Origin of the sequence: Burkholderia savannae (assembly GCF_001524445.2) — a bacterium.
GTDB lineage: Bacteria > Pseudomonadota > Gammaproteobacteria > Burkholderiales > Burkholderiaceae > Burkholderia > Burkholderia savannae.
The window spans coordinates 3091715-3117083 of sequence record NZ_CP013417.1; the positions used below are offsets into that span (position 1 = coordinate 3091715).

23 protein-coding genes and 1 pseudogene are annotated in these 25369 nt (G+C 70.2%); 13 read left to right on the top strand and 11 right to left on the bottom strand.

Going from position 1 to position 25369, the window contains the following annotated elements:
- Nucleotides 1-21: 21 nt before the first annotated feature.
- The 3 genes from xerD to queG form a co-directional block, all read right to left on the bottom strand.
- Nucleotides 22-990 (bottom strand): site-specific tyrosine recombinase XerD, encoded by a 969-nt coding sequence (gene xerD, locus WS78_RS15265; protein WP_082717346.1) that lies wholly within the window; start codon nucleotides 988-990, stop codon nucleotides 22-24.
- Between the two features lie 32 nt (nucleotides 991-1022).
- Nucleotides 1023-1490, bottom strand: coding sequence for a methylated-DNA--[protein]-cysteine S-methyltransferase (locus tag WS78_RS15270; RefSeq protein WP_059581421.1), 468 nt, complete (start codon nucleotides 1488-1490; stop codon nucleotides 1023-1025).
- A 71-nt stretch (nucleotides 1491-1561) separates the two neighbouring features.
- Entirely contained in the window at nucleotides 1562-2791 is a 1230-nt protein-coding gene (gene queG, locus WS78_RS15275; RefSeq protein ID WP_038752134.1) for a tRNA epoxyqueuosine(34) reductase QueG, read from the bottom strand.
- Between the two features lie 17 nt (nucleotides 2792-2808).
- Here queG and tsaE point away from each other — a divergent pair, with 17 nt between their 5' ends.
- Together tsaE and WS78_RS15285 are read left to right on the top strand one after the other, a co-directional pair.
- Nucleotides 2809-3363: a tRNA (adenosine(37)-N6)-threonylcarbamoyltransferase complex ATPase subunit type 1 TsaE gene (gene tsaE / locus WS78_RS15280; protein ID WP_059581417.1), complete on the top strand. Its 555-nt coding sequence runs from the start codon at nucleotides 2809-2811 to the stop codon at nucleotides 3361-3363.
- A complete protein-coding gene (locus WS78_RS15285; protein WP_059581412.1) occupies nucleotides 3357-4913 on the top strand; it encodes an N-acetylmuramoyl-L-alanine amidase in 1557 nt (518 codons plus the stop codon). Before tsaE ends, WS78_RS15285 begins: the two co-directional genes overlap by 7 nt.
- 598 nt (nucleotides 4914-5511) lie before the next feature.
- Here the strand turns inward: WS78_RS15285 and WS78_RS15290 are convergent.
- Nucleotides 5512-6396, bottom strand: a complete 885-nt coding sequence (locus tag WS78_RS15290) for an EamA family transporter (protein WP_059581522.1) — start codon at nucleotides 6394-6396, stop codon at nucleotides 5512-5514.
- A gap of 194 nt (nucleotides 6397-6590) precedes the next feature.
- On the opposite strand from WS78_RS15290, the gene WS78_RS15295 reads away from it, so the two are divergent.
- Both WS78_RS15295 and trxA read left to right on the top strand, forming a co-directional pair.
- Nucleotides 6591-7472 (top strand): pirin family protein, encoded by an 882-nt coding sequence (locus WS78_RS15295; protein WP_059581403.1) that lies wholly within the window; start codon nucleotides 6591-6593, stop codon nucleotides 7470-7472.
- Between the two features lie 52 nt (nucleotides 7473-7524).
- A complete protein-coding gene (gene trxA, locus WS78_RS15300) occupies nucleotides 7525-8373 on the top strand; it encodes a thioredoxin (protein WP_059581400.1) in 849 nt (282 codons plus the stop codon).
- A gap of 303 nt (nucleotides 8374-8676) precedes the next feature.
- Here the strand turns inward: trxA and tcdA are convergent, their stop codons facing one another.
- Nucleotides 8677-9570: a tRNA cyclic N6-threonylcarbamoyladenosine(37) synthase TcdA gene (gene tcdA, locus WS78_RS15305; protein ID WP_059581397.1), complete on the bottom strand. Its 894-nt coding sequence runs from the start codon at nucleotides 9568-9570 to the stop codon at nucleotides 8677-8679.
- A gap of 133 nt (nucleotides 9571-9703) precedes the next feature.
- On the opposite strand from tcdA, the gene pdxH reads away from it, so the two are divergent.
- The 3 genes from pdxH (at nucleotide 9704) to WS78_RS15320 (ending at nucleotide 13136) form a co-directional block, all read left to right on the top strand.
- Complete coding sequence (gene pdxH / locus WS78_RS15310) at nucleotides 9704-10348, top strand: pyridoxamine 5'-phosphate oxidase (RefSeq protein ID WP_038750791.1); 645 nt, start codon at nucleotides 9704-9706, stop codon at nucleotides 10346-10348.
- A 133-nt stretch (nucleotides 10349-10481) separates the two neighbouring features.
- On the top strand, nucleotides 10482-11702 hold the full coding sequence (locus WS78_RS15315) for an SAM-dependent methyltransferase (RefSeq protein WP_038750794.1): 1221 nt from the start codon (nucleotides 10482-10484) through the stop codon (nucleotides 11700-11702).
- A gap of 27 nt (nucleotides 11703-11729) precedes the next feature.
- Nucleotides 11730-13136, top strand: coding sequence for a DUF72 domain-containing protein (locus tag WS78_RS15320; protein WP_059581394.1), 1407 nt, complete (start codon nucleotides 11730-11732; stop codon nucleotides 13134-13136).
- 34 nt (nucleotides 13137-13170) lie between these two features.
- Here the strand turns inward: WS78_RS15320 and msrA are convergent, their stop codons facing one another.
- On the bottom strand, nucleotides 13171-13728 hold the full coding sequence (gene msrA / locus WS78_RS15325; RefSeq protein ID WP_059581389.1) for a peptide-methionine (S)-S-oxide reductase MsrA: 558 nt from the start codon (nucleotides 13726-13728) through the stop codon (nucleotides 13171-13173).
- A gap of 375 nt (nucleotides 13729-14103) precedes the next feature.
- Between msrA and WS78_RS15335 the strand changes: the two genes are divergently transcribed.
- Nucleotides 14104-14619, top strand: a complete 516-nt coding sequence (locus tag WS78_RS15335; protein WP_038750802.1) for a flavin reductase family protein — start codon at nucleotides 14104-14106, stop codon at nucleotides 14617-14619.
- On the opposite strand, the gene WS78_RS15340 is transcribed toward WS78_RS15335, so the two are convergent.
- The gene (locus tag WS78_RS15340) at nucleotides 14606-15106 is read right to left on the bottom strand and encodes an Lrp/AsnC family transcriptional regulator (RefSeq protein ID WP_038750805.1); all 501 of its coding nucleotides are present in this window, start codon (nucleotides 15104-15106) and stop codon (nucleotides 14606-14608) included. The two genes, WS78_RS15335 and WS78_RS15340, sit on opposite strands and share 14 nt — an antisense overlap.
- 128 nt (nucleotides 15107-15234) lie before the next feature.
- Here WS78_RS15340 and kynB point away from each other — a divergent pair, with 128 nt between their 5' ends.
- The 3 genes from kynB to kynA all read left to right on the top strand — a co-directional run bounded on the left by kynB (nucleotide 15235) and on the right by kynA (nucleotide 18184).
- Nucleotides 15235-15876 (top strand): arylformamidase, encoded by a 642-nt coding sequence (kynB, locus tag WS78_RS15345; RefSeq protein ID WP_059581385.1) that lies wholly within the window; start codon nucleotides 15235-15237, stop codon nucleotides 15874-15876.
- 40 nt (nucleotides 15877-15916) lie between these two features.
- The gene (kynU, locus tag WS78_RS15350; protein WP_059581380.1) at nucleotides 15917-17167 is read left to right on the top strand and encodes a kynureninase; all 1251 of its coding nucleotides are present in this window, start codon (nucleotides 15917-15919) and stop codon (nucleotides 17165-17167) included.
- A gap of 96 nt (nucleotides 17168-17263) precedes the next feature.
- Nucleotides 17264-18184, top strand: a complete 921-nt coding sequence (kynA, locus tag WS78_RS15355; protein WP_059581377.1) for a tryptophan 2,3-dioxygenase — start codon at nucleotides 17264-17266, stop codon at nucleotides 18182-18184.
- 31 nt (nucleotides 18185-18215) lie between these two features.
- Here kynA and WS78_RS15360 read toward each other — a convergent pair whose 3' ends face one another.
- Nucleotides 18216-19670, bottom strand: coding sequence for an MFS transporter (locus WS78_RS15360; protein WP_059581374.1), 1455 nt, complete (start codon nucleotides 19668-19670; stop codon nucleotides 18216-18218).
- Nucleotides 19671-19679: 9 nt separating this feature from the next.
- Between WS78_RS15360 and WS78_RS38200 the strand changes: the two are divergent.
- Nucleotides 19680-19861: pseudogene (locus WS78_RS38200) on the top strand (hypothetical protein).
- A gap of 400 nt (nucleotides 19862-20261) precedes the next feature.
- On the opposite strand, the gene WS78_RS15375 reads toward WS78_RS38200, so the two are convergent.
- The 3 genes from WS78_RS15375 to mdlC form a co-directional block, all read right to left on the bottom strand.
- Entirely contained in the window at nucleotides 20262-21194 is a 933-nt protein-coding gene (locus tag WS78_RS15375; RefSeq protein ID WP_059581519.1) for a ketopantoate reductase family protein, read from the bottom strand.
- Between the two features lie 12 nt (nucleotides 21195-21206).
- Nucleotides 21207-22658 (bottom strand): aldehyde dehydrogenase, encoded by a 1452-nt coding sequence (locus WS78_RS15380; RefSeq protein WP_038750879.1) that lies wholly within the window; start codon nucleotides 22656-22658, stop codon nucleotides 21207-21209.
- Between the two features lie 76 nt (nucleotides 22659-22734).
- The gene (gene mdlC / locus WS78_RS15385) at nucleotides 22735-24354 is read right to left on the bottom strand and encodes a benzoylformate decarboxylase (RefSeq protein ID WP_059581515.1); all 1620 of its coding nucleotides are present in this window, start codon (nucleotides 24352-24354) and stop codon (nucleotides 22735-22737) included.
- A 103-nt stretch (nucleotides 24355-24457) separates the two neighbouring features.
- On the opposite strand from mdlC, the gene WS78_RS15390 reads away from it, so the two are divergent.
- Nucleotides 24458-25369, top strand: a complete 912-nt coding sequence (locus WS78_RS15390; RefSeq protein WP_038750818.1) for a LysR family transcriptional regulator — start codon at nucleotides 24458-24460, stop codon at nucleotides 25367-25369.

Consider the following 25369-nt stretch of genomic DNA (forward strand, 5'->3'; position numbering starts at 1 on the left):
CGCAACCGCACCGTGCAAGCCTCATCCGCGCGGATGATGCGCCGCATGCAGCGTCTTCAACCGCTCGCGCGCGACGTGCGTGTAGATCTGCGTCGTCGAGATGTCGCTATGGCCGAGCAGCAGTTGCACGACCCGCAGGTCCGCGCCGTGGTTCAGCAGATGCGTCGCGAACGCGTGCCGCAGCGTGTGCGGCGACAGATGCGCGCGAACTTCCGCCTGCTGCGCGTGGCGCTTGATGATGTTCCAAAACTGCTGGCGCGTCATGCCGTCGCCGCGCGCGGTCACGAACAGCGCATCGGCCGCGCGCGCGCCGAGCAGCGCGGGCCGCGCGTCGCGCAGATAGCGCTCGATCCAGCCGTGCGCGACTTCGCCGAACGGCACGAGCCGCTCTTTCGAGCCCTTGCCCGTCACGCGCACGACGCCCTCGTTCAAGCCGACCTCGACCGTCTTCAGCGTGACGAGCTCGCTCACGCGCAGCCCACTCGCGTACATCAGCTCGAGCATCGTGCGGTCGCGCAAGCCGAGCGGCGTGTCGACGTCCGGCGCGGCGAGCAGCGCCTCGACTTGCGCCTCGGACAGCGTCGACGGAAAACGCGGCGCCTGCTTCGCCGACGCGATCCTGAGCGTCGGATCGACAGTCGCGCGATGCTCGCGCACCGCCCAGCCGTAGTAGCGCCGAAACACCGACAACCGGCGATTCGACGACGTCGCCTTGCCGTCGCTGCGCGCCGCGATGTAGCCCGTCAGCATCGGCTCGCTCGCATGATCGACGCTCACCGCGTGCCGCGCGGCCAGCCACTGCGCGAAGAGCTGCAGATCGCGCCGGTACGCATCGAGCGTGTTGCGCGACAGCCCGTGCTCGAGCCACATCGCATCGCAGAACAGATCGATCGACGCTCGGCTGTCGACCCACGCGGGCGACGCGGCCAGTTCGCCGGACGGACGGTCCGCCGACGGCGCAAGCGCGCGCTCGGCATCGGCGGCCGCCATGTCGGCCTCGGGAACCCGTGCTGCGCGCGCCATCAGTACCGCACGCCCTCATGCGCGAGCAGCCAGCGCTTGACCTTGAGGTAGTAGCCTTCGTCGTCGTGGTTCGCGAAGCCGCCGATCCCGCCCGACGCGACAACGCGGTGACACGGGATCACGAGCGGAAAATAATTCGCCCCGCATGCCTGGCCGACCGCGCGCGGCGCGCTGCCGATCTGCTTCGCGAGCTGCCCGTAGGTCAGTACGACGCCGGGCGCAATCGCGCCGATCGCGCTCCACACGCGATGCTGGAACGGCGTGCCGACTTCCGCGAGCGGCAGGTCGAAACCGGCCGACGCGCGCTCGAAATAACGCTCGATCTGGCGCACGGCCCGTTTCGCGAGCGTCGTGTCCGGCGCAACGCTCTTCATCGATTCGGGCAAATAGACGATCTCGCGCACGACCGACGCATCGGTGCGAATGCCCATCTTGCCGAACGGCGCATCGATTACCGCGTTGAACATCGTTGTCTCCAGAAAGGGGGGCGCACGCACGACGCGCCGGCCGCCCGCCAAACCGTCACTTTACGCCGCCTTCACGCGGCGCGCAGCGCCCAGTCGACGTGCTCGCGCACGAGCGCGGACACCGACGGGTCGCCCGAGCGCGCGCGCAGCGCCGCGACGATCGCCGCGCGCGCGGCAGGCTCGACGCTGCCGGGCGCCGCGCGCAACGCATTGCCGAGGCCCACCGCGAGATTGCGCTGCCAGCGCTCGTAGCCGATCCGGCGAATCGCGCTGCCCTGCATGCGTTCGTCGAATTGCTCGGCAGTCCATCCGAACAGCTCGACGAGCGATGCGCGATCGAGCCCGTGCCGCACGTCGAAATCGGCAACGGGCGCAGCCTGCGCGAACTTGTTCCACGGGCACACGAGCTGACAGTCGTCGCACCCGTACACGCGATTGCCGATGAGCGGGCGCAGCGGCTCGGGGATGCTGCCGTGCAATTCGATCGTCAGATAGGAGATGCAGCGCCGCGCGTCGACGCGGTACGGCGCGACGATCGCGCCGGTCGGGCACGCGCCGATGCAGCGCGTGCAACTGCCGCAGTGCGCGCCCGGCGTCTCGGGCGCGAGGTCGGGCGCAGTCTGCGCATCGGTCGGCAGCGGCACGTCCACGTAGATCTCGCCGAGGAAGAAGAACGAGCCCGCGTCGCGCTGCAACAGCAGCGTGTGCTTGCCGCGCCAGCCGACGCCCGCCTTCTGCGCGAGCTCGACTTCGAGCACGGGCGCCGAATCGGTGAACACGCGATGGCCGAACGCGCCGATCTCGGCCTCGATCCGCTCGGCGAGCGTCTGCAGCCGGTTGCGCAGCACCTTGTGATAGTCGCGGCCGCGCGCGTAAACGGACACGACGGCCGCCTGCGGATCGGCGATGCGCGCCGCCTCGCGCGCGCGCCAGTCGCGCCGCGCGCCTGCGGAGCCGGACGCGTCGCCGAGCGTCGCGGCGGGCAGATAGGCGAGCCGCGCGGAGATCACGCGTCGCGTGCCGGCCACAAGTTCGGCCGGCCGCGCGCGTTTCATCCCATGTTTGGCCATATAATCCATCTCGCCGTGGCATCCGGCTTCCAGCCAGGCGGCGAGCCCTGCTTCGGCATCCGAGAGATCGGTATCGCTGATGCCGATCGCCCCGAAACCCAATTCGCGCCCCCACGCCTTGATGCGCGACGCGAGCTCGGCGAGCTTCGCATCGTCGAGGCGAGACGGCGCGGCGCGCCCGTCGTGCGAGGGGCGCGCATCTGCGACTGCGAGTTCCGGAATTCGGTTCATCGCTCTATTTTACGAGAATGCCCGAGCAGCCTAGCCACGCGCATGCCGCGCCCACCCTGCCCCCTCCGCTCGCCGAGCGCACGCTCGCGCTCGCCGACGAAGCGGCGACGATCGCGTTCGGCGAACGCCTCGCGCACGCGCTCGACGCGATGCGCGAAGCGCGCGCCGCCGCGCACGCGTTCGACGGCCTCCAGATCCAGCTGCACGGCGATCTCGGCGCGGGCAAGACGACGCTCGTGCGCGCGATGCTGCGCGGCCTCGGCCACGCCGGCCGCGTGAAGAGCCCCACCTACACGCTCGTCGAGCCGTACGCACTCGCGCGTTCCGATGGGGAACTCGAGGTCTATCACTTCGATCTGTACCGTTTTAGCGATCCGGCCGAATGGGCCGACGCCGGCTTTCGCGAGTATTTCAATTCCGGCGCGATCTGCATCGTCGAATGGCCGCAGCGGGCGGGCGCGCTCCTCGGCGTGCCGGATCTCGTGTTCTCGCTCGAGGTGGACGGCGAAGGCCGGCTCCTCACCGCCCGGGCGTACAGCGCATCAGGAAAGGCATGTCTCGAAAGATGTTGATCAAACCGTTCCGCTCGATCGAATCGGCGGCCACCGCGACCCATAACTGGCGACGCCGGCAGATCTTGCGCGCCGGCGCGTCGACGCTCGTGCTCGGGCTCGCGCTGCCGCGCCTCGCGCACGCGAGCTCCGTGCTCGGCGTGCGCGTGTGGCCCGCGCGCGACTACACGCGCGTGACGATCGAATCGGACCAGCCGCTGCAGAACACGCAGCAGTTGCTGCAAGGGCCGGACCGGCTCGTCGTCGACCTGAACGGCCTCGAGCTCGACCAGGCGCTGCGCGACCTCGTATCGAAGATCGCGCCGAACGATCCGCAGATCCAGTCGGTGCGGGTCGGCCAGTATCAGCCGCACGTCGTGCGGATGGTGTTCGACCTGAAGGGCTCGGTGAAGCCGCAGGTGTTCACGCTGCCGCCCGTCGGCACCTACAAGTACCGGCTCGTGTTCGACCTGTATCCGGCCGTCGCGCCCGATCCGCTGTCCGACCTGATCGCGCAGACGGAACGCAAGGAGCAGCAGTTGAACGACACGCTGCGCGCGCAGCAGGCGCAGCCGCCGACGGCCGCGCTCAACGGCCCGACCGCCGCGCCGCCCGCCGCGACCGACAACAGCGACGCATTCTTCCAGCGCTTCGCGCAGAACGGCCCGCCGCCCGCGCACGCGGCGCGCCCGGCGCCCGGCGCCGCCGCCAATCCGCCGCTCGCGCAAACGCCGCCGCCCGTCGCGCCGTCGCGGCCCGCGGTCAAGCCGCCGCCCGTCATCGCGCGCAAGAACGACGACGACGATTCGGGCGACGCCGACACCTACGCGTTCACCGCGCCGAAGTCCGGCCGCGGCACCGTGCGCCTGCTGACGGTCGCGATCGATCCGGGCCACGGCGGCGAGGACCCGGGCGCGATCGGCGGCGGCGGCACGTACGAGAAGCACGTCGCGCTCGACATCGCGAAGAAGCTGCGCGCGAAAATCGACGCCGCGCCGAACATGCGCGCGATGATGACCCGCGACGCCGACTTCTTCGTGCCGCTGAACGTGCGCGTGCAAAAGGCGCGGCGCGTCGGCGCGGATCTGTTCGTGTCGATCCACGCGGACGCGTTCACGACGCCGTCCGCGCGCGGCTCGTCGGTGTTCGCGCTGTCGGATCACGGCGCGTCGAGCGCGGCCGCGCGCTGGCTCGCGAACAAGGAGAACTCGTCGGATCTGATCGGCGGGATCAACATCAAGACGCAGGACGTCGCGGTGAACCGCGCGCTCTTCGACATGTCGACGACCGCGCAGATCCGCGATTCGCTGCGCTACGGCAACTACGTGCTGCGCGAAGTCGGCGGCATCAACAAGCTGCACAAGGGCTCGGTCGAGCAGGCGGGGTTCGCGGTGCTGAAAGCGCCCGACATTCCGTCGATCCTCGTCGAAACCGCGTTCATCAGCAATCCGGACGAAGAGCGCCGGCTGAACGACGACGCGTACCGCGACCAGATGGCCGACGCGATCTTTCGCGGGATCAAGCGCTATTTCGCGGCGAATCCGCCGCTCGCGAAGAGCCGGATGACGTAAGCCGCGGGCGCGGCGGGCGGCGGGCGGCGGGCGACGCCGTGGCCGCGCCGCCCGTCGTCTCCATGCAAGCGGGACGCCCGCGCGCCGGCTCCGTTTCTTCTTCCGAGCGGCCCGACGCGCATCGCTTCACGCGTATCGATTCGCGCTGCTTCGCACATCACGCGCGTCGCTTCGCACACGTCGCTTCACGCGCGCCGATTCACACGGCCGGCTCGCGTCGCGCTGACTCGACGCTCAACGGCCGTCAAGTCGACCTGCCGTCGATGCCGTCGACGCCGGCCGTCGACGCTAACGAATCGCCACGCGCAACCGTCAATTTCGAACGATCGCCGCCATTCGCTGTCGCCGATGCCGATGCCGATGCCGATGCCGATGCCGATGCCGATGCCGATGCCGATGCCGATGCCGATGCCGATGCCGATGCCGAGCCAATGCCGAGCCAATGCCGAGCCAATGCCGAGCCGAGATCGGCCGATGCGCTGATCGGCCGATCCCGCCGCGATTGCCGAACCGGCGCGCCCGCCGCACGTCGCCGAGCCGCACCCCACCTTTGCCCTGCCTGCTTACTCGCCCATCGCAGCCGAAACCCGCGCCGCGCTCAAGACGCCGCCGCGAAGAACCGCCGCACGACGCGATCGCCGAACACATTGACCGCGAGCCCGGCCATCACGAGCGCGGCGCCCGCGAGCTGCGCGTGCGTGAGCTGCTCGCCGAGCAGCAGCGCCGACGACGCGAGGCCGACGACCGGCACGAGCAGCGAGAACGGCGCGACCTGCCCGGCCGGATAACGCGACAGCAGGCGGCTCCACAGCCCGTAGCCGAGCAGCGTCGCGACGAATGCGAGATAGACGACCGCGAAAATCGACGCGCCCGACAGCGACGTCAGCGCGGCCTCGATCCGCTGCGGCCCCTCGAACCAGTACGACAAGACGAAGAACGGCACGGGCGGCACGAGGCTCGCCCAGACGACGAGCGACACGAGATCCACCTTGCCGATCCTCTTCGTCACGACATTGCCGAGCGCCCACAGCGCCGCCGCGCCGATCGTCAGCAGGAAACCCGCGAGCGTCATGCCGCGGCCGCCCTGCACGGCGATCGCGACGAGGCCGATCGCGGCGATCGCGAGGCCCGCGAGATTCTGCGCGCGCAGCCGCTCGCCGAGCACGAGCATCGCGAAGAACAGCGTGAAGAACGCCTGCGCCTGCAGCACGAGCGACGCGAGCCCGGCCGGCATCCCGACGTACATCGCGGAAAACAGGAACACGAACTGGCCGAGCAGGATCGTCGATCCGTACAGCGCGAGGAGCCGCCACGGAATCTGCGGCCGGCGCACGAAAAACACCGCGGGCACCGACGCGAGCAGGAAGCGCAGCCCGCCGAGCAGCATCGGCGGCACGCCGTGCAGCCCCACATTGATCACGACGAAGTTCACGCCCCACGCCAGGATCACCACCAGCGCCAGCAACAGGTCTTTCGGGGCCATCGTCGTCTCCATGCGTTTTTTTTGCGCGAATCGTCAAGTTTACCGGCGTTTCGCCAAGCTTGCAGACGGCGGCGGCGGCGCGCGCGCGTGCGTGCGCGCCGCCGCATCGGCCGGGACGCCGTTACAATGGACCGCATCCCCCATCCGCCGCACGAACACTCAAAACGCCCCGAACGCTTCGAACGCCTCCCGCCATGACCGACTCGATCAAAGCCCTCCTGAAGCCGCACGTCCGCGACATCGGCAACCTGACCGTGCGCCGCACGCTGCCCGCGCTCGCCGCGCGCACCGTCGGCCCGTTCATCTTCTTCGACCACATGGGCCCCGCCGCGCAGCCGCCGGGCGCGGGCCTCGACGTGCGCCCGCATCCGCACATCGGCCTCGCGACCGTCACCTACCTGTTCGACGGCGCGATCATGCACCGCGACAGCCTAGGCTCCGTGCAGAAGATCGTGCCGGGCGACGTCAACTGGATGACGGCCGGGCGCGGCATCGTCCACTCGGAACGCACGCCCGACGACGAGCGCGCGCGCGGGCAAACGGTGCACGGCATCCAGACCTGGGTCGCGCTGCCGCTCGAGCACGAAGCCCGCGAGCCGTCGTTCGAGCATCACGCGGCCGCGACGCTGCCGAAGCTCGAGCGCGACGGCGTCGCGCTGACGGTGATCGCGGGCGACGCGTTCGGCGCACGCTCGCCCGTCACGACGTTCTCGCGCACGCTGTACGTCGCGGCCGCGTTCGCGCCGGGCGCCTCGCTCGCGCTCGACGCCGATCACGAAGAGCGCGCGGTGTATCTCGTCGACGGCGACCTGACGGTCGACGGCGCGCCGCTCGAGGCCGCGCAGATGGCCGTGCTCGCGCCGGGCGCACGGATTGCGCTCGCGAGCGCGGGCGGCGCGCGCGCGATGCTGCTCGGCGGCGACAAGCTCGACGGCGAGCGCTTCATCGAATGGAATTTCGTCGCGAGCTCGCGCGAGCTGATCGAGCGCGCAAAGCGCGCGTGGACGGCGCAGGAGATGGGGACCGTACCCGGCGAAACCGACTGGATCGCGCTGCCCGAGCGTCGCGCGCATTGAAAAAACGGCCGTGCACCCTCACTGTGCATCCACCTACCCTAACGAGGACGCCATGGACACCACGCTCGCCACTTTCGAACGAGACGTCATCGAAGCATCGCTTGCCGCCCCCGTGCTGGTCGATTTCTGGGCTCCCTGGTGCGGCCCGTGCAAGACGCTCGGCCCGCTGCTCGAAAAGCTCGAGCGCGAGTACGAAGGCCGCTGGAAGCTCGTCAAGGTGAACGTCGACGAGAACCAGGAGCTCGCCGCGCACTTCCAGACGCGCAGCATTCCGCACGTGATCGCGTTCGCGGACGGGCGTCCCGTCGACCAGTTCGTCGGCGTGCTGCCCGAAGGGCAGCTGCGCGCGTTCCTCGACCGCCTCGTGCCCGCGCCCGACGAGGCCGAGCGCCGCGCGGCGCAGGTCGCGCTCGCCGAGGAGCGGATCGACGACGCGATTTCGCACCTCGAGAACGCGCTCGCGCTGAATCCCGGCTATGACGAAGCGCGCCTCGATTTCGTCGAGCTGCTGCTCGCGCTGAACCGGATCGACGACGCGCGCGCGGAAACCGCGCGCCTGTCGCCGCAAGCGACGGGCGGCGCCGACGCGCGCTACCAGGCGATCAAGACGCGCTTCGACGCGCTCGACGCGACGGCCGATCTGCCCCCGACCGACGCGCTCGAAGCGCGGATCGCGAGCAACCCCGGCGATCTCGAAGCGCGCTTCGACCTCGCGCAGAGCCTGATCGCGCGGCGCGCGTACGAAGGCGCGCTCGAGCAGTTGCTGGAAATCGTCCGGCGCGACCGGACGTTCGGCGACGACGTCGGCCGCAAGACGATGATTTCGGTGTTCGAGCTCGCGGCGGACGAGCCCGCGCTCGTATCGGCGTGGCGGCGCAGGCTGAGCGCGGCGCTGAACTGACCAAACGGGTAACGACAAGCTAAGGCCGGAGCGGCCATGCGGCGGCGCGCGCGTTGCGCGTCCGCCGCTTTTTTTTTCGGCGGGATTGCGCGGCGGTCGCTCGGTCGTTGCTCGGCCGTCGCTCGGTCGTTGCGCAGCAGAATTGCGCGAAGGTTGCGCCGCCCGGCGCTGCATGTGCGGCGAAGGCGCGCACGCCGGCGTGAGGCCGACGGTGCGCGCCGCGCGTCGTGCGTGCGCGCCGCCAACGCCATTTCAACGAACACCGAAGGCAAATCCGGCGGCGCCAGCCGGCCACCGCGGGCGTTACCGCCCCGCCTGCCCCGCCTGCCCCGCCCGCGCCGCCTGCGCCGCGAGCGCCCGCAGCGCGTGCGCCGCCGCCGCGAACCCGAAGCTCGCGGTCACGCACACGCTCGAACCGAAGCCCGCGCAATTGAGCCCCGTCGGCCCGGGCGCGTGCGCGTGCGTCGCCGTGTGCTGCGCGACGTCGTCGACGTCGCACACGGCCGCCTCCGGATAGATGAGCGGCTCGTCCGAATAGACGGCGCTCACCTTGAATTTCGCTTTCGGCCCGCGCGGAAAGCCGTGCTGCTTGCGCAACTGCGCGCGCACCTTCGACAGCAGCGGGTCCTGGATCGTCTGCGCGAGATCGTCGATCCGGATGCGGGTCGGATCGAGCTGCCCGCCCGCGCCGCCGACCGTGACGAGCGGCTGCCCGCGCGCGACGCACCACGCGATCAGCGCCACCTTCGTGCGCACGCTGTCGATCGCGTCGACGATGTAATCGAAGCCGCCGCCGAGCAGCGCGTCGAGATTGTCCGGCTCGACGAAATCCTCGATCCTCACGACCCGGCAAGCCGGATCGATGAGCGCGATCCGCTCGGCCATCGCGTCGACCTTCGGCTTGCCGTAGTTGCCGTCGAGCGCGTGGACCTGCCGGTTCGTGTTGCTTTCGGCGACGTTGTCGAGGTCGATCAGGGTCAGTTCCCCGATAGCGCTGCGCGCGAGCGCCTCGGCCGCCCACGAGCCGACGCCGCCGATGCCGATCACGGCGACGCGCGCGCGCTCGAACGCGGCGAGCGCGCCGGCGCCGTAGAGCCGCGCGACGCCGCCGAAGCGCCGCGCCCGATCGGCGTCAAGCTGCCCGGATGGCTGCGGAGTAAGATCGTGAGGCGTCGCAATGGCGTCGGTACGTGACATACAAGCTGAACGAAAGGCGAGGGACAGCCCGCTATTTTGCCTGATCGGCCGGCGGCGAACACACGCCGAACCACTGCAACGCAGGATTTTTCCACCTTCGCTATACTGGCCCCGATTGAGCGTTCGCACACCAATGACGACACTTGCCGATCTCCGCACCAACTACTCCCGCGCGTCGCTCGACGTCGCGGACGTGAACCCGAATCCGTTCGTCCAGTTCGACGTCTGGTTCAAGGAAGCGCTCAGCGCGCAACTGCCCGAGCCCAACACGATGACGCTCGCGACCGTCGACGAATCCGGCCGGCCGTCCGCGCGGATCGTCCTCATCAAGGGCGTCGACGAGCGCGGCTTCGTGTTCTTCACGAACTACGAGAGCCGCAAGGGGCGCGAACTCGCGCGCAACCCGCACGCGGCGCTCCTCTTCTACTGGATCGAGCTCGAGCGGCAGGTGCGCGTCGAAGGACGCATCGAGAAGACGAGCGAAGAAGAAAGCGACCGTTATTTCGCATCGCGGCCGCTCGGCTCGCGCATCGGCGCGTGGGCGTCCGACCAGAGCGCGGTGATCGAGAACCGTGCGTCGCTCGAAGCGCGCGAGAAGGAAATCAGCACGCGCTTCGGCGAAAATCCGCCGCGCCCGCCGCACTGGGGCGGCTACCGTCTCGTGCCGAGCTCGATCGAATTCTGGCAGGGCCGCCCGTCGCGGCTCCACGACCGCCTGCTGTACGCGCGCGATGGCGCGTCGGCGAGCGGCTGGAAAATCTCGCGCCTCGCGCCGTAACTCGCCGCGGCGCGCCCGCGTCCGCCCTGCCGTGCATTTCGTTTTGCTCGCGGGCGGCCGGCGTTTTCGCACGCCGGCCGCCCGCCCGACAACTTGGCTGTATTTCGTTTCAACGAACAAAAGGGGATTCCAAATGTTCTGGGAAAAGAAACTGGCACAGTGGGCGGACGAAGTACGGGAGACGTCGAACATTCCGGCGCGCCTCGTCCTCTGGAACGGACAGCAACTCGATTTCGGCACGTTCGCCGCGCCGCAGGTGACGCTGAAGGTCAACAACGCGTCGGCGCTGCCGCTGCTGCTCGAGCCGAGCCTCGACAATCTCGGCGAGGCGTACGTGAAGGGCAAGATCGACATCGAAGGCAAGCTCGCCGACATCATCAACATCGGCTATTCGCTCGCGCGCAGCACGGTGACGAACGCGAGCAAGCTCGCGCGCGTGCGGCGCTACTTCAACCACTCGAAGAATTCCGACAAGAAGGCGATCCAGTATCACTACGACGTGTCGAACGCGTTCTACAAGCTGTGGCTCGACGAGAACATGGTCTACTCGTGCGCGTATTTCGAGAACGGCGACGAAGACCTCGGCACCGCGCAGATCAAGAAGATCGACCACATCCTCACGAAGATCCACGTGCAGCCGGGCCAGCGCCTGCTCGACATCGGCTGCGGCTGGGGCGCGCTCGTGCTGCGCGCGGCGGGCAAGTTCGGCGCGCGCTGCGTCGGCGTCACGCTTTCGCAGAACCAGTTCGATCTCGCGACCGAGCGCGTGAAGCGGGCGGGCCTCGAAGACAAGATCGAGATCCGGCTGCAGGACTATCGCGACGTCGAAGGCCAGTTCGACCGGATCACGAGCGTCGGGATGTTCGAGCACGTCGGCCGCAAGAACCTGCCGCTCTACTTCTCGCGCATCCGCGAGCTGCTCGCCGACGACGGCGTCGCGATGAACCACGGCATCACGTCGACGGACGCGGAAAGCGGCGAGACGGCGCTCGGCGGCGGCGAGTTCATCGACCGCTACGTATTCCCGGACGGCGAGCTGCCGCACATCAGCCTCGCGCTCGAAGCGGCGCAGCGCGGCGGGCTCGAGGCGATTGACGTCGAGAGCCTGCGGCGGCACTATGCGCGCACGCTCGACATCTGGACCGAGAACTTCGAGGCGAAGGCCGAGGAAGCCAGAAAGCTCGTCGACGACGAAAAATTCCGCATCTGGCGCGTGTACCTGGCCGGCTGCGCGTATGCGTTCGAGCACGACGACGTGTCGATCTTCCAGATCGTGTGCCGCAAGGCCGGGCAGAGCGCGAAGACGCTGCCGTGGTCGCGGCGCTACATGTACCAACACGCGCTGCCGCGCTAGAAGGGCGGCGCCTTTCAGCGATGACGGATGGGTGACGGCAGCACGCGGCGCAAACCTGCGCCGCCGACACGACAAGAAGACGCGCAAGGCGATCAGTTCGACCTGTTCGGGGCGCAGCCGCTGCCGCCTGCTTCGCCGTCCTCGTCCTCGTCAGATTCCGCGTCAGGCGCGAAGCGCAAGCGCGCACCGGGCGGCAAGCCGCGCGACGCGAAGCGCGACGCGGCGTCAAGCGATACGCCGCCGGCCGCCGCGCGGACTGCCGGGCCCGCGGCCGACGCCGGTACAGACGCGGGCGACGGTGCGAACGGCGGCCGCGATGCCGACGCCGGCGCTGATCCCCAACCCGGAACGGAAGCCGACCGCGCCGACGCGCCGGCCGACGCCGACGCGACGCCCACGCTCCCCGGCTTCGACACGCCGCGTCCCGCCCCGCCGAAAAAGCGCGCACGCCGGCGCGGCGTCGCGCCCGCCGCGATCTCGGACGACGTCGCCGCCGCCGCGCGCGAGCTGCCGCCGCGCGTGCGGCTCGGCACGTCGTCGTGGTATTTCCCCGGCTGGAAGGACATCGTCTACGGCGACGACTACGCGCAGTCGAAGCTGTCGCGTGAAGGCCTCGAAGCGTACGCCGCGCATCCGCTTTTGAAGAGCGTGAGTCTCGACCGCTCGTTCTACGCGCCGCTCACGGTGGCCGACTATCTGCGCTATGCGCAGCAGGTGCCGGACGATTTCCGCTTCGTCGTCAAGGCGCCGGCGCTCGTCACCGACGCCGTGCTGCGCGGCGCGCGCGGCGAGCCGACCGGCCCGAATCCGGCGTTCCTGAACACGCGGCTCGCCGCCGACGAATTCGTGCGCCCGTGCCTCGAAGGCCTCGGCAACAAAGCGGGCGCGCTCGTGTTCCAGTTCCCGCCGCTGCCCGACACGCTGCTCGCCGATCCGGCCGCGCTCGTCGATCGCCTGAGCGCGTTCCTCGGCGCGCTGCCGCCGCTGCCGGACGATCCGGACGGCCCGCGCTACGCGGTCGAGATCCGCGACGCGAGCCTTTTGACGCCGCGCTTCATCCGCGCGCTCGCGGCGGCGGGCGTGCGCTACTGCGTCGGGCTGCACGCGAAGATGCCGGACCCGCTGCGCCAGGCGGCGGCGCTCGCGCTCCTCGACGGCGATCCGTCGGGCCCGCTCATCGTGCGCTGGAGCCTGCACGGCGGCTTCAAGTACGAACAGGCGAAAGCCAAGTACGAGCCGTTCGACCGGCTCGTCGACGAGGACCCGCACACGCGCTCGGCGCTCGCCGAACTCGCGGCGCGCTACGTGCTCGCGGGGCAGCCGGTGCTCATCACCGTGAACAACAAGGCGGAAGGGTCGGCGCCGCTGTCGTGCATCGCGCTCGCGAAGGAAATCGCGGCCGCGTGCGCGCGCTGGCGCAGCGAGGCGGCGTAGCGCGCGGCGGCGCCGCCCGCGCCGTCACGCGCCGTCACGCGCCGCGCGACTTCAGCCGATGCGCGAACTTCTGCCGAAACTTCGCGAGCTTCGGCCCGATCACGACCGCGCAGTAGCCCTGCCCCGGATGTTGCGCGTAGTAGTTCTGGTGATACGCCTCCGCGGGCCAGTAATTGCCGTTCAGCGGCCCGACTTGCGTGACGATCGGATCGTCGTACAGCTTGTCGCGCTCGAGCGTGCGGATCACGTCGAGCGCGGTGTCACGCTGCGCGTCCGAGTGCGTGAAGATCGCCGAGCGGTACTGCGTGCCGACGTCGTTGCCCTGGCGGTTCAGCTGCGTCGGATCGTGGGTCGCAAAGAAGATTTCGAGGATGTCGCGATAGCCGATCCGGCTCGGATCGAACGTGACGTTGACGACTTCCGCGTGGCCCGTGTCGCCGTCGCACACGTCGTGATAGCCGGGGTTGCGCGTGTGGCCGCCCGCATAGCCCGATTCCACGGCCGTCACGCCGTCGATGTCGAGAAACACCGCTTCCTGGCACCAGAAACAGCCGCCGCCCAGCGTCGCGACTTCGTTCGTTGCTTCGCTCATATCGGTTTCCTTTCGTTCGTTATGTTCGTTACGTGCGTTTCGCACGCCGCGCGCGGACGCGCTCGAAGCGCATGCGCCAAGCATCGCCGCGCGCCGCATCGTTGCGGCGGCCGCACGCGCGTTCGCGCCGCGCCGGCACGCGCCGTTCGCACATCGACGCGCGCCGCGACGCGCGCCGCATTCCGCGAAAAATGTGGCATCGACCACTCGCCGGGCGCGACGGCCCGTCGCAGCGCCGCGCGATTCCGCTAAAATCGGTCCCAACCAGACGAATATTCCGATGACCGTCCTGCTCACTTCCCGCCATTGCGCATTCGGCGCCGCCGCCCGTTCCGCTCACCGCACCACGCCTTCGTCGCTCGAGGCCGTCACACGATGAAACACGCACAGGCCAGCCCGCCGAACTTCGACGCCGCCGCGTTCCGCCAAGCCCTCAGCCAGTTCGCGACCGGCGTGACCGTCGTCACGACGCGCGCGCCGTCCGGCCAGTTGATCGGCATCACCGCGAGTTCGTTCAACTCGGTGTCGCTCGATCCGCCGCTCGTGCTGTGGAGCCTCGCGCACAAGTCGGCGTCGATGCCGGTGTTCCGCACGAACAGCCATTATGTCGTCAACGTGCTCTCCGCGTCGCAGCACGATCTGTGCATGCGCTTCGCGACGCTCAAGGGCAACCGCTTCGAAGGCGTGTCGCACGCGGCGGGCGACACCGGCATGCCCGTGCTCGACGGCGCGCTCGCGTGGTTCGAATGCCACAACCGCAGCCGCTACGACGAAGGCGACCACGTGATCTTCGTCGGCGAGGTCGAGCGCTGCGGCGTGCACCCCGACGCCGCGGCGCTCGCGCCGCTCGTGTTCCAGAACGGCGTCTTCCACCGCCTCACAAAGCTTTGACGGCGCCCGTGCGCGCGAGCGCGACGGGCGGCCCCGCCTCGTCCTTCAGCGTCTGCAGCACGATGTTCGAGCGGATGTCGAGCACGCCGGGCGCCTTGTACAACTGGTTCAGCACGAAATCGGAGTAGTGCTTCAGGTTGTGCGCGAGCACGCGCAGCAGGTAGTGCGTCTCACCCGTCACGACGAACGCGCCGACCACCTCCGGCCACTCGCGCACCGCCTCCGCGAAGCGCTCGTGCCATTGCGTCTGGTCGTTGCGCATCGACACCTGCACGAACGCCTCCAGCTCGAACCCGAGCTTCTCGCGGCTCAGGCACGCGCGATAGCGTTCGATCACCCCCTGCTCTTCGAGCAGCCGCATCCGCCGCAGGCAGGCGGACGGCGACAGCGCAATGCGCTCGGCCAGATCGAGGTTGCTGATCCGTCCTTCCTGCTGAAGGACCGCGAGAATACGGCAATCGGTTGCGTCCAGCGTGATCGCATGCATTTTTGGTCTCCGTTTTAGATCTAATTCGAATTATCTGCCATATTGGTGGATTGTCCATGCTTATTTCGCAAGCACTTGCTTCGCGTGTTTGCCTATCATGCGAAGCATTCGAGGCTCTTCGACAACGCATGGACACGATCTGGGACATCTCCCCGTCAATCGCCCCCGCGACGCCCGTCTGGCCGGGCGACACGCCCGTCGGCGTCGAGCGCGTGTGGCGCATGGAGGCGGGCTCGCCCGTCAACGTCGCGCGCGTCACGCTGTCGCCGCACACGGGCGCGCACGCGGACGCGCCGCTGCACTACGACGCGAACGGCGCGCCGATCGGCGCGGTGCCGCTCGACGCGTATCTCGGGCGCTGCCGCGTGATCCATTGCATCGGCGCGAGCCCAGTCGTCGCGCCCGACGACGTACGCGCGGCGCTCGCCGGCGCGCCGCCGCGCGTGCTGCTGCGCACGTACCGGAACGCGCCGCAGCGCGCGTGGGACAGCGCGTTCTGCGCGGTCGCGCCGGAAACGATCGATCTGCTCGCCGCGCACGGCGTGCGCCTTGTCGGCATCGACACGCCGTCGCTCGACCCGCAGGAATCGAAGACGATGGACGCGCACCACCGCATTCGCGCGCATCGGATGGCGATTCTCGAAGGCCTCGTGCTCGACGACGTCGCCCCCGGCGACTACGAGCTGATCGCGCTGCCGCTGAAGTTCGCGACGCTCGACGCGAGCCCCGTGCGCGCGGTGCTGCGCGCGCTGCCCGGCGCGCCGCGCTGACGCGCTCGCATGGCCCCTTTCCCCAACCAGGTTCGACATCATGAAAACACGTGAAGAAGCGCTCGCGCTCGACCGCGACGACCCGCTCGCGTCGCTGCGCGACCAATTCGCGCTGCCCGGCGGCGTGCTCTACCTCGACGGCAATTCGCTCGGCGCGCAGCCGCGCGCGGCGGCCGCCCGCGCGCAGCAGGTGATCGGCGCCGAATGGGGCGAAGGCCTCATCCGCAGTTGGAACACGGCCGGCTGGTTCGCGCTGCCGCGCCGCTTGGGCGACAGGCTCGCGCCGCTCATCGGCGCGGCGCAAGGCGAAATCGCGATTACCGACACGATCTCGATCAACCTGTTCAAGCTGCTGTCCGCGATGCTGCGCCACCAGGCGCGGCATGCGCCGAAGCGGCGCGTGATCGTGTCGGAGCGCTCGAACTTCCCGACCGATCTGTACATCGCGCAGGGCCTGATCGCGCAGCTCGATCGCGATTACGAGCTGCGCCTGATCGACGATCCCGCCGACCTGCCCGACGCGCTCGACGACGAAACCGCGGTCGCGATGATCACGCACGTGAACTACCGGACGGGCTACATGCACGACATGCCGTCCGTCACGCAGACGGTCCGCCAGGCCGGCGCGCTGATGTTGTGGGATCTCGCGCACTCGGCGGGCGCCGTGCCCGTCGATCTGAACGGCGCGCTCGCGGACGGCGCTGTCGGCTGCACGTACAAGTATCTGAACGGCGGCCCCGGCTCGCCCGCGTTCGTCTGGGTGCCGAAGCGCCATCAGCAAGCGTTCGAGCAGCCGCTGTCTGGCTGGTGGGGCCATCGCGCGCCGTTCGCGATGCAGCCCGCATTCGAGCCCGATCCGGGCATCGCGCGCTTTCTGTGCGGCACGCAGCCGATCGTGTCGATGGCGATGGTCGAATGCGGGCTCGACGTATTCGCGCAAACCGACATGCACGCGATTCGCCGCAAGTCGCTCGCGCTGACCGATGCGTTCATCGCGCTCGTCGAATCGCGCTGCGCGGGCCAGCCGCTCAAGCTCGTCACGCCGCGCGCGCATCATCAGCGCGGCTCGCAGGCGAGCTTCGAGCATCCGCACGGCTACGAAGTGATGCAGGCGCTGATCGCGCGCGGCGTGATCGGCGACTATCGCGAGCCGCACATCCTGCGCTTCGGCTTCACGCCGCTCTACACGCGCTTCGTCGACGTGTGGGACGCGGTCGAGGCGCTGCGCGACATTCTCGAAACCGAAGCCTGGCGCGCGCCGGAATTCGCGACGCGCGCCGCGGTGACCTGATCCGGCGCGCATCGCGCGATCCGCGCGACGCCCGACCGCTCGCACCGCTCGCACCGCCACGCACTTTCAACGGAGACAATTGTGAATTCAGGCCACATGCAGCCGCCCGGCGACGACAACGCGCCGCGCTGCCCTTTCGCCGGTGTCCATGCGCACGAAGCGCCGCACGTGCCCGTCGCCGAGGGCGACGACGCGCCCGGCGGCTGGCACCGTGCCCAGCTCGACTTCTCGCAGTCGATGAGCTACGGCGACTACCTGTCGCTCGACCCGATCCTCGCCGCGCAGCATCCGCGCTCGCCCGATCACAACGAGATGCTGTTCATCATCCAGCATCAGACGAGCGAGCTGTGGATGAAGCTCGCGCTCTACGAGCTGCGCGCCGCGCTCGCGTCGATCCGCAGCGACGCGCTGCCGCCCGCGTTCAAGATGCTCGCGCGCGTGTCGCGCGTGCTCGAGCAGCTCGTGCAGGCGTGGAACGTGCTCGCGACGATGACGCCGTCCGAGTATTCGGCGATGCGCCCGTATCTCGGCGCGTCGTCGGGCTTCCAGTCGTATCAGTATCGCGAGCTCGAGTTCATGCTCGGCAACAAGAACGAGCAGATGCTGCGTCCGCACGCGCATCGGCCGGCGATCCACGCGCATCTCGAGGCGTCGATGAAGGCGCCGTCGCTGTACGACGAGGTGATTCGCCTGCTCGCGCGCCGCGGCTTTCCGATCGCGCCCGAACGCCTCGACGCGGACTGGACGCAGCCGACGCGCCACGATCCGACGGTCGAAGCCGCGTGGCTCGCCGTGTACCGCGAGCCGAACGCGCATTGGGAGCTGTACGAGATGGCCGAGGAGCTCGTCGATCTCGAAGACGCGTTCCGCCAGTGGCGCTTCCGCCACGTGACGACGGTCGAGCGGATCATCGGCTTCAAGCAGGGCACGGGCGGCACGAGCGGCGCGCCGTATCTGCGCAAGATGCTCGACGTCGTGCTGTTCCCCGAGCTCTGGCACGTGCGCACGACGCTGTAACGCGCGCCGCCCGCACGCGCGCGGCCGCGCTTCAGGGCGTGGTGCGCGCGAGTTCGTCGCCGGCCGGCAACCCGCCGCGACGCAGCCGTGGAATGTGCCGGCGCAGCGCGAGCAATGCGACGAGCACGACCGTCATCGCGGCGGCGAGCATCGTCAGATACGCGTTCGCGCCGCCCGCCGAGATCACGTACGCGCCCGCGAACGCGCTCAGGATCGCGCCGGTGCGGCCGAACGCGACGGCGCCCGCGGTGCCCGTCGCGCGCACGGGCGTCGGATAGATGAACGTGCAGAGCGCGTACATCGTCGATTGCACCGCGTTCACGAAGAAGCCGTGCGCGGCGAGGCCGACGATCAGCCAGCCGGTGTGGCTCGCCGCATCGACGCCGAGCAGCCACGCGGCGCTCGCCGCGCCGCCCACGCAGCACAGCGCGAGCGGCCAGCGCGAGCCGAAGCGTCCGATCGCGAGCGCGCAGCCGAGCGCGCCCAACACGCCGCCGAGGTTGTACGCGGTCAGCCCCGAGCCCGCGACCGACACGCTCAGCCCCTGCGACGTCAGCATCGTCGGCAGCCAGCTGAACGCGCTGTAGACGGCGAGCAGGCACATGCCGAACGCGCACCACAGCGCGATCGTGTCGCGCGCGTAGCCCGCCGAGAACAGCGCGCGCACGCCGCGCCGCTGCGCTTCGTGCGTGCGTGCTTCGGCGAGATCGGTGAACGCGGTGCCGTCGGCGACGGGCCGGCCCATCCGCGCGAGCAGCGCGCCGAGCTCGCGCCAGCGCGCCGGATCGCGCGCGAGATAACGCGGCGATTCGGGCAGCGCGCGCACGAGCAGCAGCCCGAGCGCGAGCGGCAGCGCGCCGCCGATCCAGAAAAGGCCGCGCCAGCCGTACGCGGGCAGCACCTCGTGCGCGAACAGGCCGGCGAGCATCCCGCCCGCCGGCACGCAGACGATCGTCGCCGTCACCATCACCGTGCGGCGGCGCGCGGGCGTGTATTCGGCGGTCATCGTCGTCGCGGTCGGCAGCGCGCCGCCGATCCCGAGGCCCGCGACGAAGCGCAGCGCGGCGACCGCCGCGACGTTCGGCGCGAAGCCGATCGCGCAAGTCGCCGCGCCGAACACGAACACGCTGCCGATGATCGCCCAGCGCCGGCCGAAGCGATCCGCGAACAGTCCGGCGCACGCGCTGCCGACGCCCATTCCGAACAGGCCCGCCGCGACGGCGGGCGCGAACGCGGCGCGCGTGATCCCCCACTCCTTGATCAGCACCGGAATTGCAAAGCCGATCAGCTGGCTGTCAAAGCCGTCGAGCACGATCGCGAACGCGGCGAGCAGCACCGCGACGCGCTGCATCGCGGTGAACGGCCCATGGTCGAGCGTCGCGCCGATGTCGACCGAAAGCGGCGCGCGGCCGTGGCGGGCGCTCATGCGAGCCTCCGGCGCGCGGCGGCCGAGCCGACGATGCGGCGGCGCGCCGCGGCGATACACGGGGTCGGGGTGTGCTTCATGTCGTCTCCTGAATGTCCTCTGGATCGGCGCGTCGCGCGGCCCCGCCTCGCCCGGCTTTCTTCGAAACCGTTCGCGATGTCGCGGGCAAACCCTGCGGCGCAAGGGCTTCGTCGGCCCTGCGCGATCGTCGCTCGACGCCGGACGGCGATGTCCGCGCGATGAAACTTTGATCTAGCGCAAGGTCACAAATTTACGCATGGTAAAACTAATTTCGATTAGTTGAATTATTGGAAACCCCTAGCGCGGCTGGCATGCCGCCGCGGCGCGGCCGTCGAACGTCGAACGTCGAACGGCAAGCGCATCGCAGCGGCGCGCATCGATCCGCCAGACGAATGCGCGCGATGCAGGCTCGGGCGGACGACGCGTGCGGGAAGCGTCGCCTCGGCCGCGCGATCGATCGATGCCGCGGGCCGCGCGGCCCGCGCGGCCCGTCGTGACGCCGCAGGCACGCGCATTCCGCGCGTGCATCGCCGCATCGTCGTCACGCCCTCGCCATGTCACCGCCGACGCGCGATCTCCGTTCCGTCTCCTCGCGTCCGCGCCGTCACGCCCGCTCCGTCGCCCGCCGCGTCATCCGATCCGCGCGTCGATCAGCCTGACGAGCCGCAGCAGCGTCTGCGCATGCGGCGTCGCGACGCCTAGCTCGCGCGCGGCCGCGACCACCGCGCCGTTGATCGATTCGATCTCGGTGCGCCGCCCCGCGAGCACGTCCTGCAGCATCGACGGCCGGTGCCCCGAATGTTCGCGGATCGCATGCAGCACGTTCTCGCGCATCCTGCGCTCGTCGACGCCGATGCCCTTCGCGCGAGCGACCGCCGCCACCTCCGCGACGATCGCGAGCGCGAGCGCCGGCCCGTCCTCGCGTGCGCCGAGCTCGTCGACCGTGCAGCGCGTGAGCGCGCACAGCGTGTTGAGCGCCGCGTTGAAGCCGACCTTCTCCCAGATCGTCGTCCACACGCCGGCATCGACCGCGCAGTTCAGTCCGGCGCGTTCGAGCGCGTCGGCGCACGCCTGCACGATCGGGCGCATCGCGCCGTCCGCGCTCATCAGCCGGGTCCAGCCGGCGCCATGCGAGCGCACGTGCGCGGGCCCGACGAGATCGGCCGGCCACGTCGTCACGCCGACGAGAATTCGGTCGAGCGGCACGCATTCGGCGAGCGCCTCGACGTTGCCGAGCCCGTTCTGCAGCGTCAGCAAGAACGTTTGCGGGCCGAGCAGCGCGCGCACGCCCGCGAGCGCCGCGCGCGTGTGCAGCGTCTTCGTGAACACGATCAGCAGCTCGGGCGGCGCGTCGGCGCACGCCTGCACGTCGTCCGGCCGCAGCGCGGCGAGCCGCGCGACGCGCCGCTCGCCGCGATCGGTGTCGAGCCGCAGCCCGTCGCGCGCGATCGCGTCGACGTGCGCGGCATTCACGTCGACGAGCGTCACGTCGTGCCCGCCTTGCGCGAGCAGGCCGCCGAACAGCGAGCCCATCGCGCCCGCGCCGAGAATCGCGATCTTCATCGTCGTCATCGCTCAGAACGGATAGCGGCGCGGCGCCGTCTGCACGGTGATCCAGCGCAGATCGGTGAATTCGGCGATGCCCGCCTTGCCGCCGAAATGGCCGAAGCCGCTTTCCTTCACGCCGCCGAACGGCATCTGCGCTTCGTCGTGGACGGTCGGCCCGTTCACGTGGCAGATGCCCGATTCGATGCGCGCGGCGACGCGCATCGCGCGCGCGACGTCGCGGCTGAACACCGCCGACGACAGGCCGAACGCGTTGTCGTTCGCGCACGCGATCGCCGCTTCCTCGCCCGCCACGCGCACGATGCCCTTCACCGGGCCGAACGATTCGTCTTCATATATCCGCATCGCCGGGCTCACGCGGTCGACGAGCGTCGCGGGCATCAGCGTGCTCGCCGCCTTGCCGCCGCAGAGCAGCACCGCGCCTTTCGCGAGCGCGTCGTCGATGAGCGCGTTGCAGCGCTCGACGGTGCGCATGTCGATGACCGAGCCGAGCACGACGGGCCCGTTGCGCGGGTCGCCCAACGGCAGCGACGCGGCCTTGTCGGCGAGCTTCGCGACGAACGCGTCGGCGATCCGCTCGTCGACGATGATCCGCTCGGTCGACATGCAGATCTGCCCGGAATTCGCGAACGCGCCGAACGCGGCCGCCGCGACGGCCGCGTCGAGATCGGCGTCGTCGAGCACGACGAACGGCGCCTTGCCGCCGAGCTCGAGCACGGCGGGTTTCAGATACTGCGCGCAGCGCTCGGCGATGATTCGGCCCACGCGCGTCGAGCCCGTGAAGTTCACGCGCCGCACGGCCGGGTGCGCGATCATCGCGTCGACGATCGCGCCGGCGTCGGCGGGCGCGTTCGTCACGAAGTTCACGACGCCGCGCGGCAGCCCCGCTTCCTGCAGCGCATCGACGATGAGCCCGTGCGTGGCCGGACACAGCTCCGAGCCCTTCAGCACGACGGTGTTGCCGCACGCGAGCGGCAGCGCGATCGCGCGCACGCCGAGGATCACGGGCGCGTTCCACGGCGCGATGCCGAGCACGACGCCCGCCGGCTGACGCATGCCCATCGCGAGCGAGCCCGGCACGTCGGATGGAATCAGCTCGCCGCCGATCTGCGTCGTGAGCGCGGCCGCTTCGATCAGGCCGTTCGCGGCGAGCTGCACGTTGAACTGCGCCCAGATCGCCGACGCGCCCGTCTCGGCCGCCATCGCGGCGACGAACGCGTCGCGCTTCGCTTCGAGCGCGGCGGCCGCCTTCAGGAGCAGCGCGCGGCGCTCGGTCGGGCCGAGCGCGGCCCACGGCGCGAATGCGGCCGACGCGGCGTCGACGGCCGCGCGCGCATCGTCGACGGTCGCGGCGCTCGCGCGCGTCGCGATTTCGCCGTCGAGCGGATTGCGGCGCTCGAACGTCGCGCCGCCCGTGGCCGAGCGGCGCTCGCCGCCGATCAGCATCGAGATGTCCTGCATGCGTGTGTTCTCCTTCTGAATGCGTTCGGATGCTTCGTGATGCTCGGGAATGCGGCCGCGCGACAAACCGCGCGCGTCACGCAATCTCGACGTCGACGACGACGGGCGCGGGCGACGCGAGCGCGCGTTCGAGCACGTCGCGCAGGCGCGCGGCGTCGCGCACGCGCACGCCGTCGCAGCCCATGCCCTGCGCGAGCGCCACGAAATCGAGATCGGGCAGCGCCGTGCCCTGCACCGGCTCGCCGTCGCGAAAGCCGAACACGGGCGCGAAATCCTGCAATGCCGCATAGCGCGCGTTGTTCAGGATCACGAACGTGACCGGCAGCTTCAGATGCGCGGCGCTCCAGAGCGCCTGGATCGAATAGAGGCTCGATCCGTCGCCGATCAGCGCGATCACGCGCCGCCCCGGCGAGCCGAGCGCGACGCCGACCGCGGCCGGCATGCCGTAGCCGAGGCCGCCACTGTCCATCGTGTAGAACGTGTCGCGGCGCGTGAACGGCAGATGCCGCTGCATCGCCGTGCGCGCGCTCGGCGCTTCCTCGACGACGACGTCGCAGGCGTCGCGCACGTCGGCGAGCGTTTGCAGCGCGAACGCGGCGGACATCCGCTCGCCCGGCACGCCCGGGCCGACGCGCTCGCGCGGCGCCAGCGGCGCGGGCATCGGCCGCGCGCGCGGCGCGGGACGCGCGAGCAGATCGCGCGCGGCGAGCCGCAGATTGCCGACGACCGCGTCGCCGACGGGCGTCCACGCGGCCACCGACGGATCGTCGACGAGCTGATGAAGCGTCGCGCCTTCGGGCACGTGCGGACCAAAGCCTTCGATGTGGTACGTGAACGCGGGCGCGCCGAACGCGAGAATGAAATCGTGGCCCGCGAGCCGCTCGACGATCCGCTCGCGAATCGGCGGCAGGAAGCCCGCGAAGAGCGAATGATCCTCGGGAAAGCTGCAGCGCCCCGACATCGGCGCGACGTACACGCGCGCGCGATGCCGCTCGGCGAGCCGCACCGCGTCGTCCCATGCACCCGCGCGCGCAACCGCCGCGCCGATCACGAACGCCGGGCGCTCGCTCGCGTCGAGCGCGTCGGCCAAGCGCGCGAGCGCGTCGGGCGCGGGCCGCACTTCGCTGCTCACCGCGCGCGCGGGCACGGGCTCGGCGGCGCGGTCCCAATCGTCGGCCGGAATCGACACGAACACGGGCCCGCGCGGCTCCTGCATCGCGACGTGATACGCGCGCGCGATCGCGGCGGGCACGTCCTCGGCGCGCGCAGGCTCGATGCTCCATTTGACGTACGGCTTCGGCAGCTCGGCCGCCTGCACGGATGCGAGAAACGGATCGAACGGCAGGATCGAGCGCGCCTGCTGGCCGGCCGTGACGACGAGCGGCGTCTTGTTCTTGTACGCGGTGAAGAGCACGCCCATCGCGTTGCCCACGCCCGCCGCCGAATGCAGATTGACGACGGCCGCGTTGCCGCTCGCCTGCGCGTAGCCGTCGGCCATCCCGACCGCGACCGCCTCGTGCAGGCCGAGCACGTATTCGAAATCGTCGGGAAAATTGCGGAACATCGGCAGCTCGGTGGAGCCGGGGTTGCCGAACACCTTGCGGATGCCGAACCGGCGCAGCAGATCGATTACGGCGTCGCGAACCGTGTACCGCGCGTGCGCCGGCGCGTCGGCGCGAAGATCGGGGGGCGTCATGCGGGCGTGTCTCCTCATCGTCGTCATCATCGGTTTCCACAGTATCGGCGGCACGCACATTCCTCGATACTGTATTTTCTGCAATAAGCCATTACGCGAGAGCATGACTTTCGACCTGCGCCAACTGCGCGCCTTCACGACGATCGCCGCGAGCGGCAGCCTCGGCCGCGCGGCCGACGCGCTGCACGTCACGCAGCCCGCGTTGAGCCGCATCCTGAAGCGGCTCGAGGACCAGATCGGCGCGCCGCTCTTCGAGCGTCACTCGAAGGGCGTGCAGCTCACCGCGATCGGCGAGGCGCTGCTGCCGCACGCGACGCTGCTGCAGCACGAGGCGCGGCACGCGCGCGAGGAAATCGACGCGCTGCGCGGGCTCGCGAAGGGCACGATCAAGGTGGGCGCGGTCGGCAGCATCGCGAGCCTCGTGCTGCCCGTGGCGATCGGGCGCGTGCTCGACCGCTGGCCGAACCTGCGCGTCGAGATCGTCGAGGGCGTGTGGGACCGGCTCGTCGACGCGCTCCTCAAGCACGAGATCGACGTCGCGTTGAGCACGCGCGTGCCGGATACCGACGACATCGTCGGTATCCCCGAATGCCGATGGGACGACGTGAGCCACGTCGTCGCCGCGCCCGACCATCCGCTGCGCGCCGCGCCCGCGCCGCTCACGCTCGCCGACACGCGCGCCGCGCGCTGGGCGATCCCGCCGCGCGGCACCGCGCCGTACGAGCAGATGCGCGCGGCGTTCGACGCGCAGGGGCTCGCGCCGCCCGACATCGCGGTCGAGACCCGCTCGGTGACCGCGCTCAAGAGCCTCGTCGCGCACGCGGGCTTCCTGAGCTGGATGGCCGAGCCGATGTACCGCGCGGAGCGCCGCGCGCGCACGATCGACACGCTCGCCGTCGAAGGCGTCGCCGCGACCCGCACGCTGACCGCGTTCCGCCGCCGCCACGGCATCCTGCCCGGCCCGGCCGCGAAGCTGCTCGAGCAGCTCGCGCTGCTGACCCGCCAGCCGTTCTGA

Coding starts and splice junctions, on each gene's coding strand:
- mdlC (WP_059581515.1), bottom strand. CDS start 24,354: ATGACGCCCCCCGATCTTCGCGCCGACGCGCCGGCGCACGCGCGGTAC.
- WS78_RS15295 (WP_059581403.1), top strand. CDS start 6,591: ATGACCGACTCGATCAAAGCCCTCCTGAAGCCGCACGTCCGCGACATC.
- WS78_RS15340 (WP_038750805.1), bottom strand. CDS start 15,106: ATGCATGCGATCACGCTGGACGCAACCGATTGCCGTATTCTCGCGGTC.
- msrA (WP_059581389.1), bottom strand. CDS start 13,728: ATGAGCGAAGCAACGAACGAAGTCGCGACGCTGGGCGGCGGCTGTTTC.
- WS78_RS15315 (WP_038750794.1), top strand. CDS start 10,482: ATGTTCTGGGAAAAGAAACTGGCACAGTGGGCGGACGAAGTACGGGAG.
- WS78_RS15285 (WP_059581412.1), top strand. CDS start 3,357: ATGTTGATCAAACCGTTCCGCTCGATCGAATCGGCGGCCACCGCGACC.
- queG (WP_038752134.1), bottom strand. CDS start 2,791: ATGAACCGAATTCCGGAACTCGCAGTCGCAGATGCGCGCCCCTCGCAC.
- kynA (WP_059581377.1), top strand. CDS start 17,264: ATGCAGCCGCCCGGCGACGACAACGCGCCGCGCTGCCCTTTCGCCGGT.
- WS78_RS15290 (WP_059581522.1), bottom strand. CDS start 6,396: ATGGCCCCGAAAGACCTGTTGCTGGCGCTGGTGGTGATCCTGGCGTGG.
- WS78_RS15380 (WP_038750879.1), bottom strand. CDS start 22,658: ATGCAGGACATCTCGATGCTGATCGGCGGCGAGCGCCGCTCGGCCACG.
- kynU (WP_059581380.1), top strand. CDS start 15,917: ATGAAAACACGTGAAGAAGCGCTCGCGCTCGACCGCGACGACCCGCTC.
- WS78_RS15270 (WP_059581421.1), bottom strand. CDS start 1,490: ATGTTCAACGCGGTAATCGATGCGCCGTTCGGCAAGATGGGCATTCGC.
- xerD (WP_082717346.1), bottom strand. CDS start 990: ATGGCGGCCGCCGATGCCGAGCGCGCGCTTGCGCCGTCGGCGGACCGT.
- trxA (WP_059581400.1), top strand. CDS start 7,525: ATGGACACCACGCTCGCCACTTTCGAACGAGACGTCATCGAAGCATCG.
- WS78_RS15335 (WP_038750802.1), top strand. CDS start 14,104: ATGAAACACGCACAGGCCAGCCCGCCGAACTTCGACGCCGCCGCGTTC.
- WS78_RS15375 (WP_059581519.1), bottom strand. CDS start 21,194: ATGAAGATCGCGATTCTCGGCGCGGGCGCGATGGGCTCGCTGTTCGGC.
- tcdA (WP_059581397.1), bottom strand. CDS start 9,570: ATGTCACGTACCGACGCCATTGCGACGCCTCACGATCTTACTCCGCAG.
- pdxH (WP_038750791.1), top strand. CDS start 9,704: ATGACGACACTTGCCGATCTCCGCACCAACTACTCCCGCGCGTCGCTC.
- tsaE (WP_059581417.1), top strand. CDS start 2,809: ATGCCCGAGCAGCCTAGCCACGCGCATGCCGCGCCCACCCTGCCCCCT.
- WS78_RS15390 (WP_038750818.1), top strand. CDS start 24,458: ATGACTTTCGACCTGCGCCAACTGCGCGCCTTCACGACGATCGCCGCG.
- WS78_RS15320 (WP_059581394.1), top strand. CDS start 11,730: ATGGGTGACGGCAGCACGCGGCGCAAACCTGCGCCGCCGACACGACAA.
- kynB (WP_059581385.1), top strand. CDS start 15,235: ATGGACACGATCTGGGACATCTCCCCGTCAATCGCCCCCGCGACGCCC.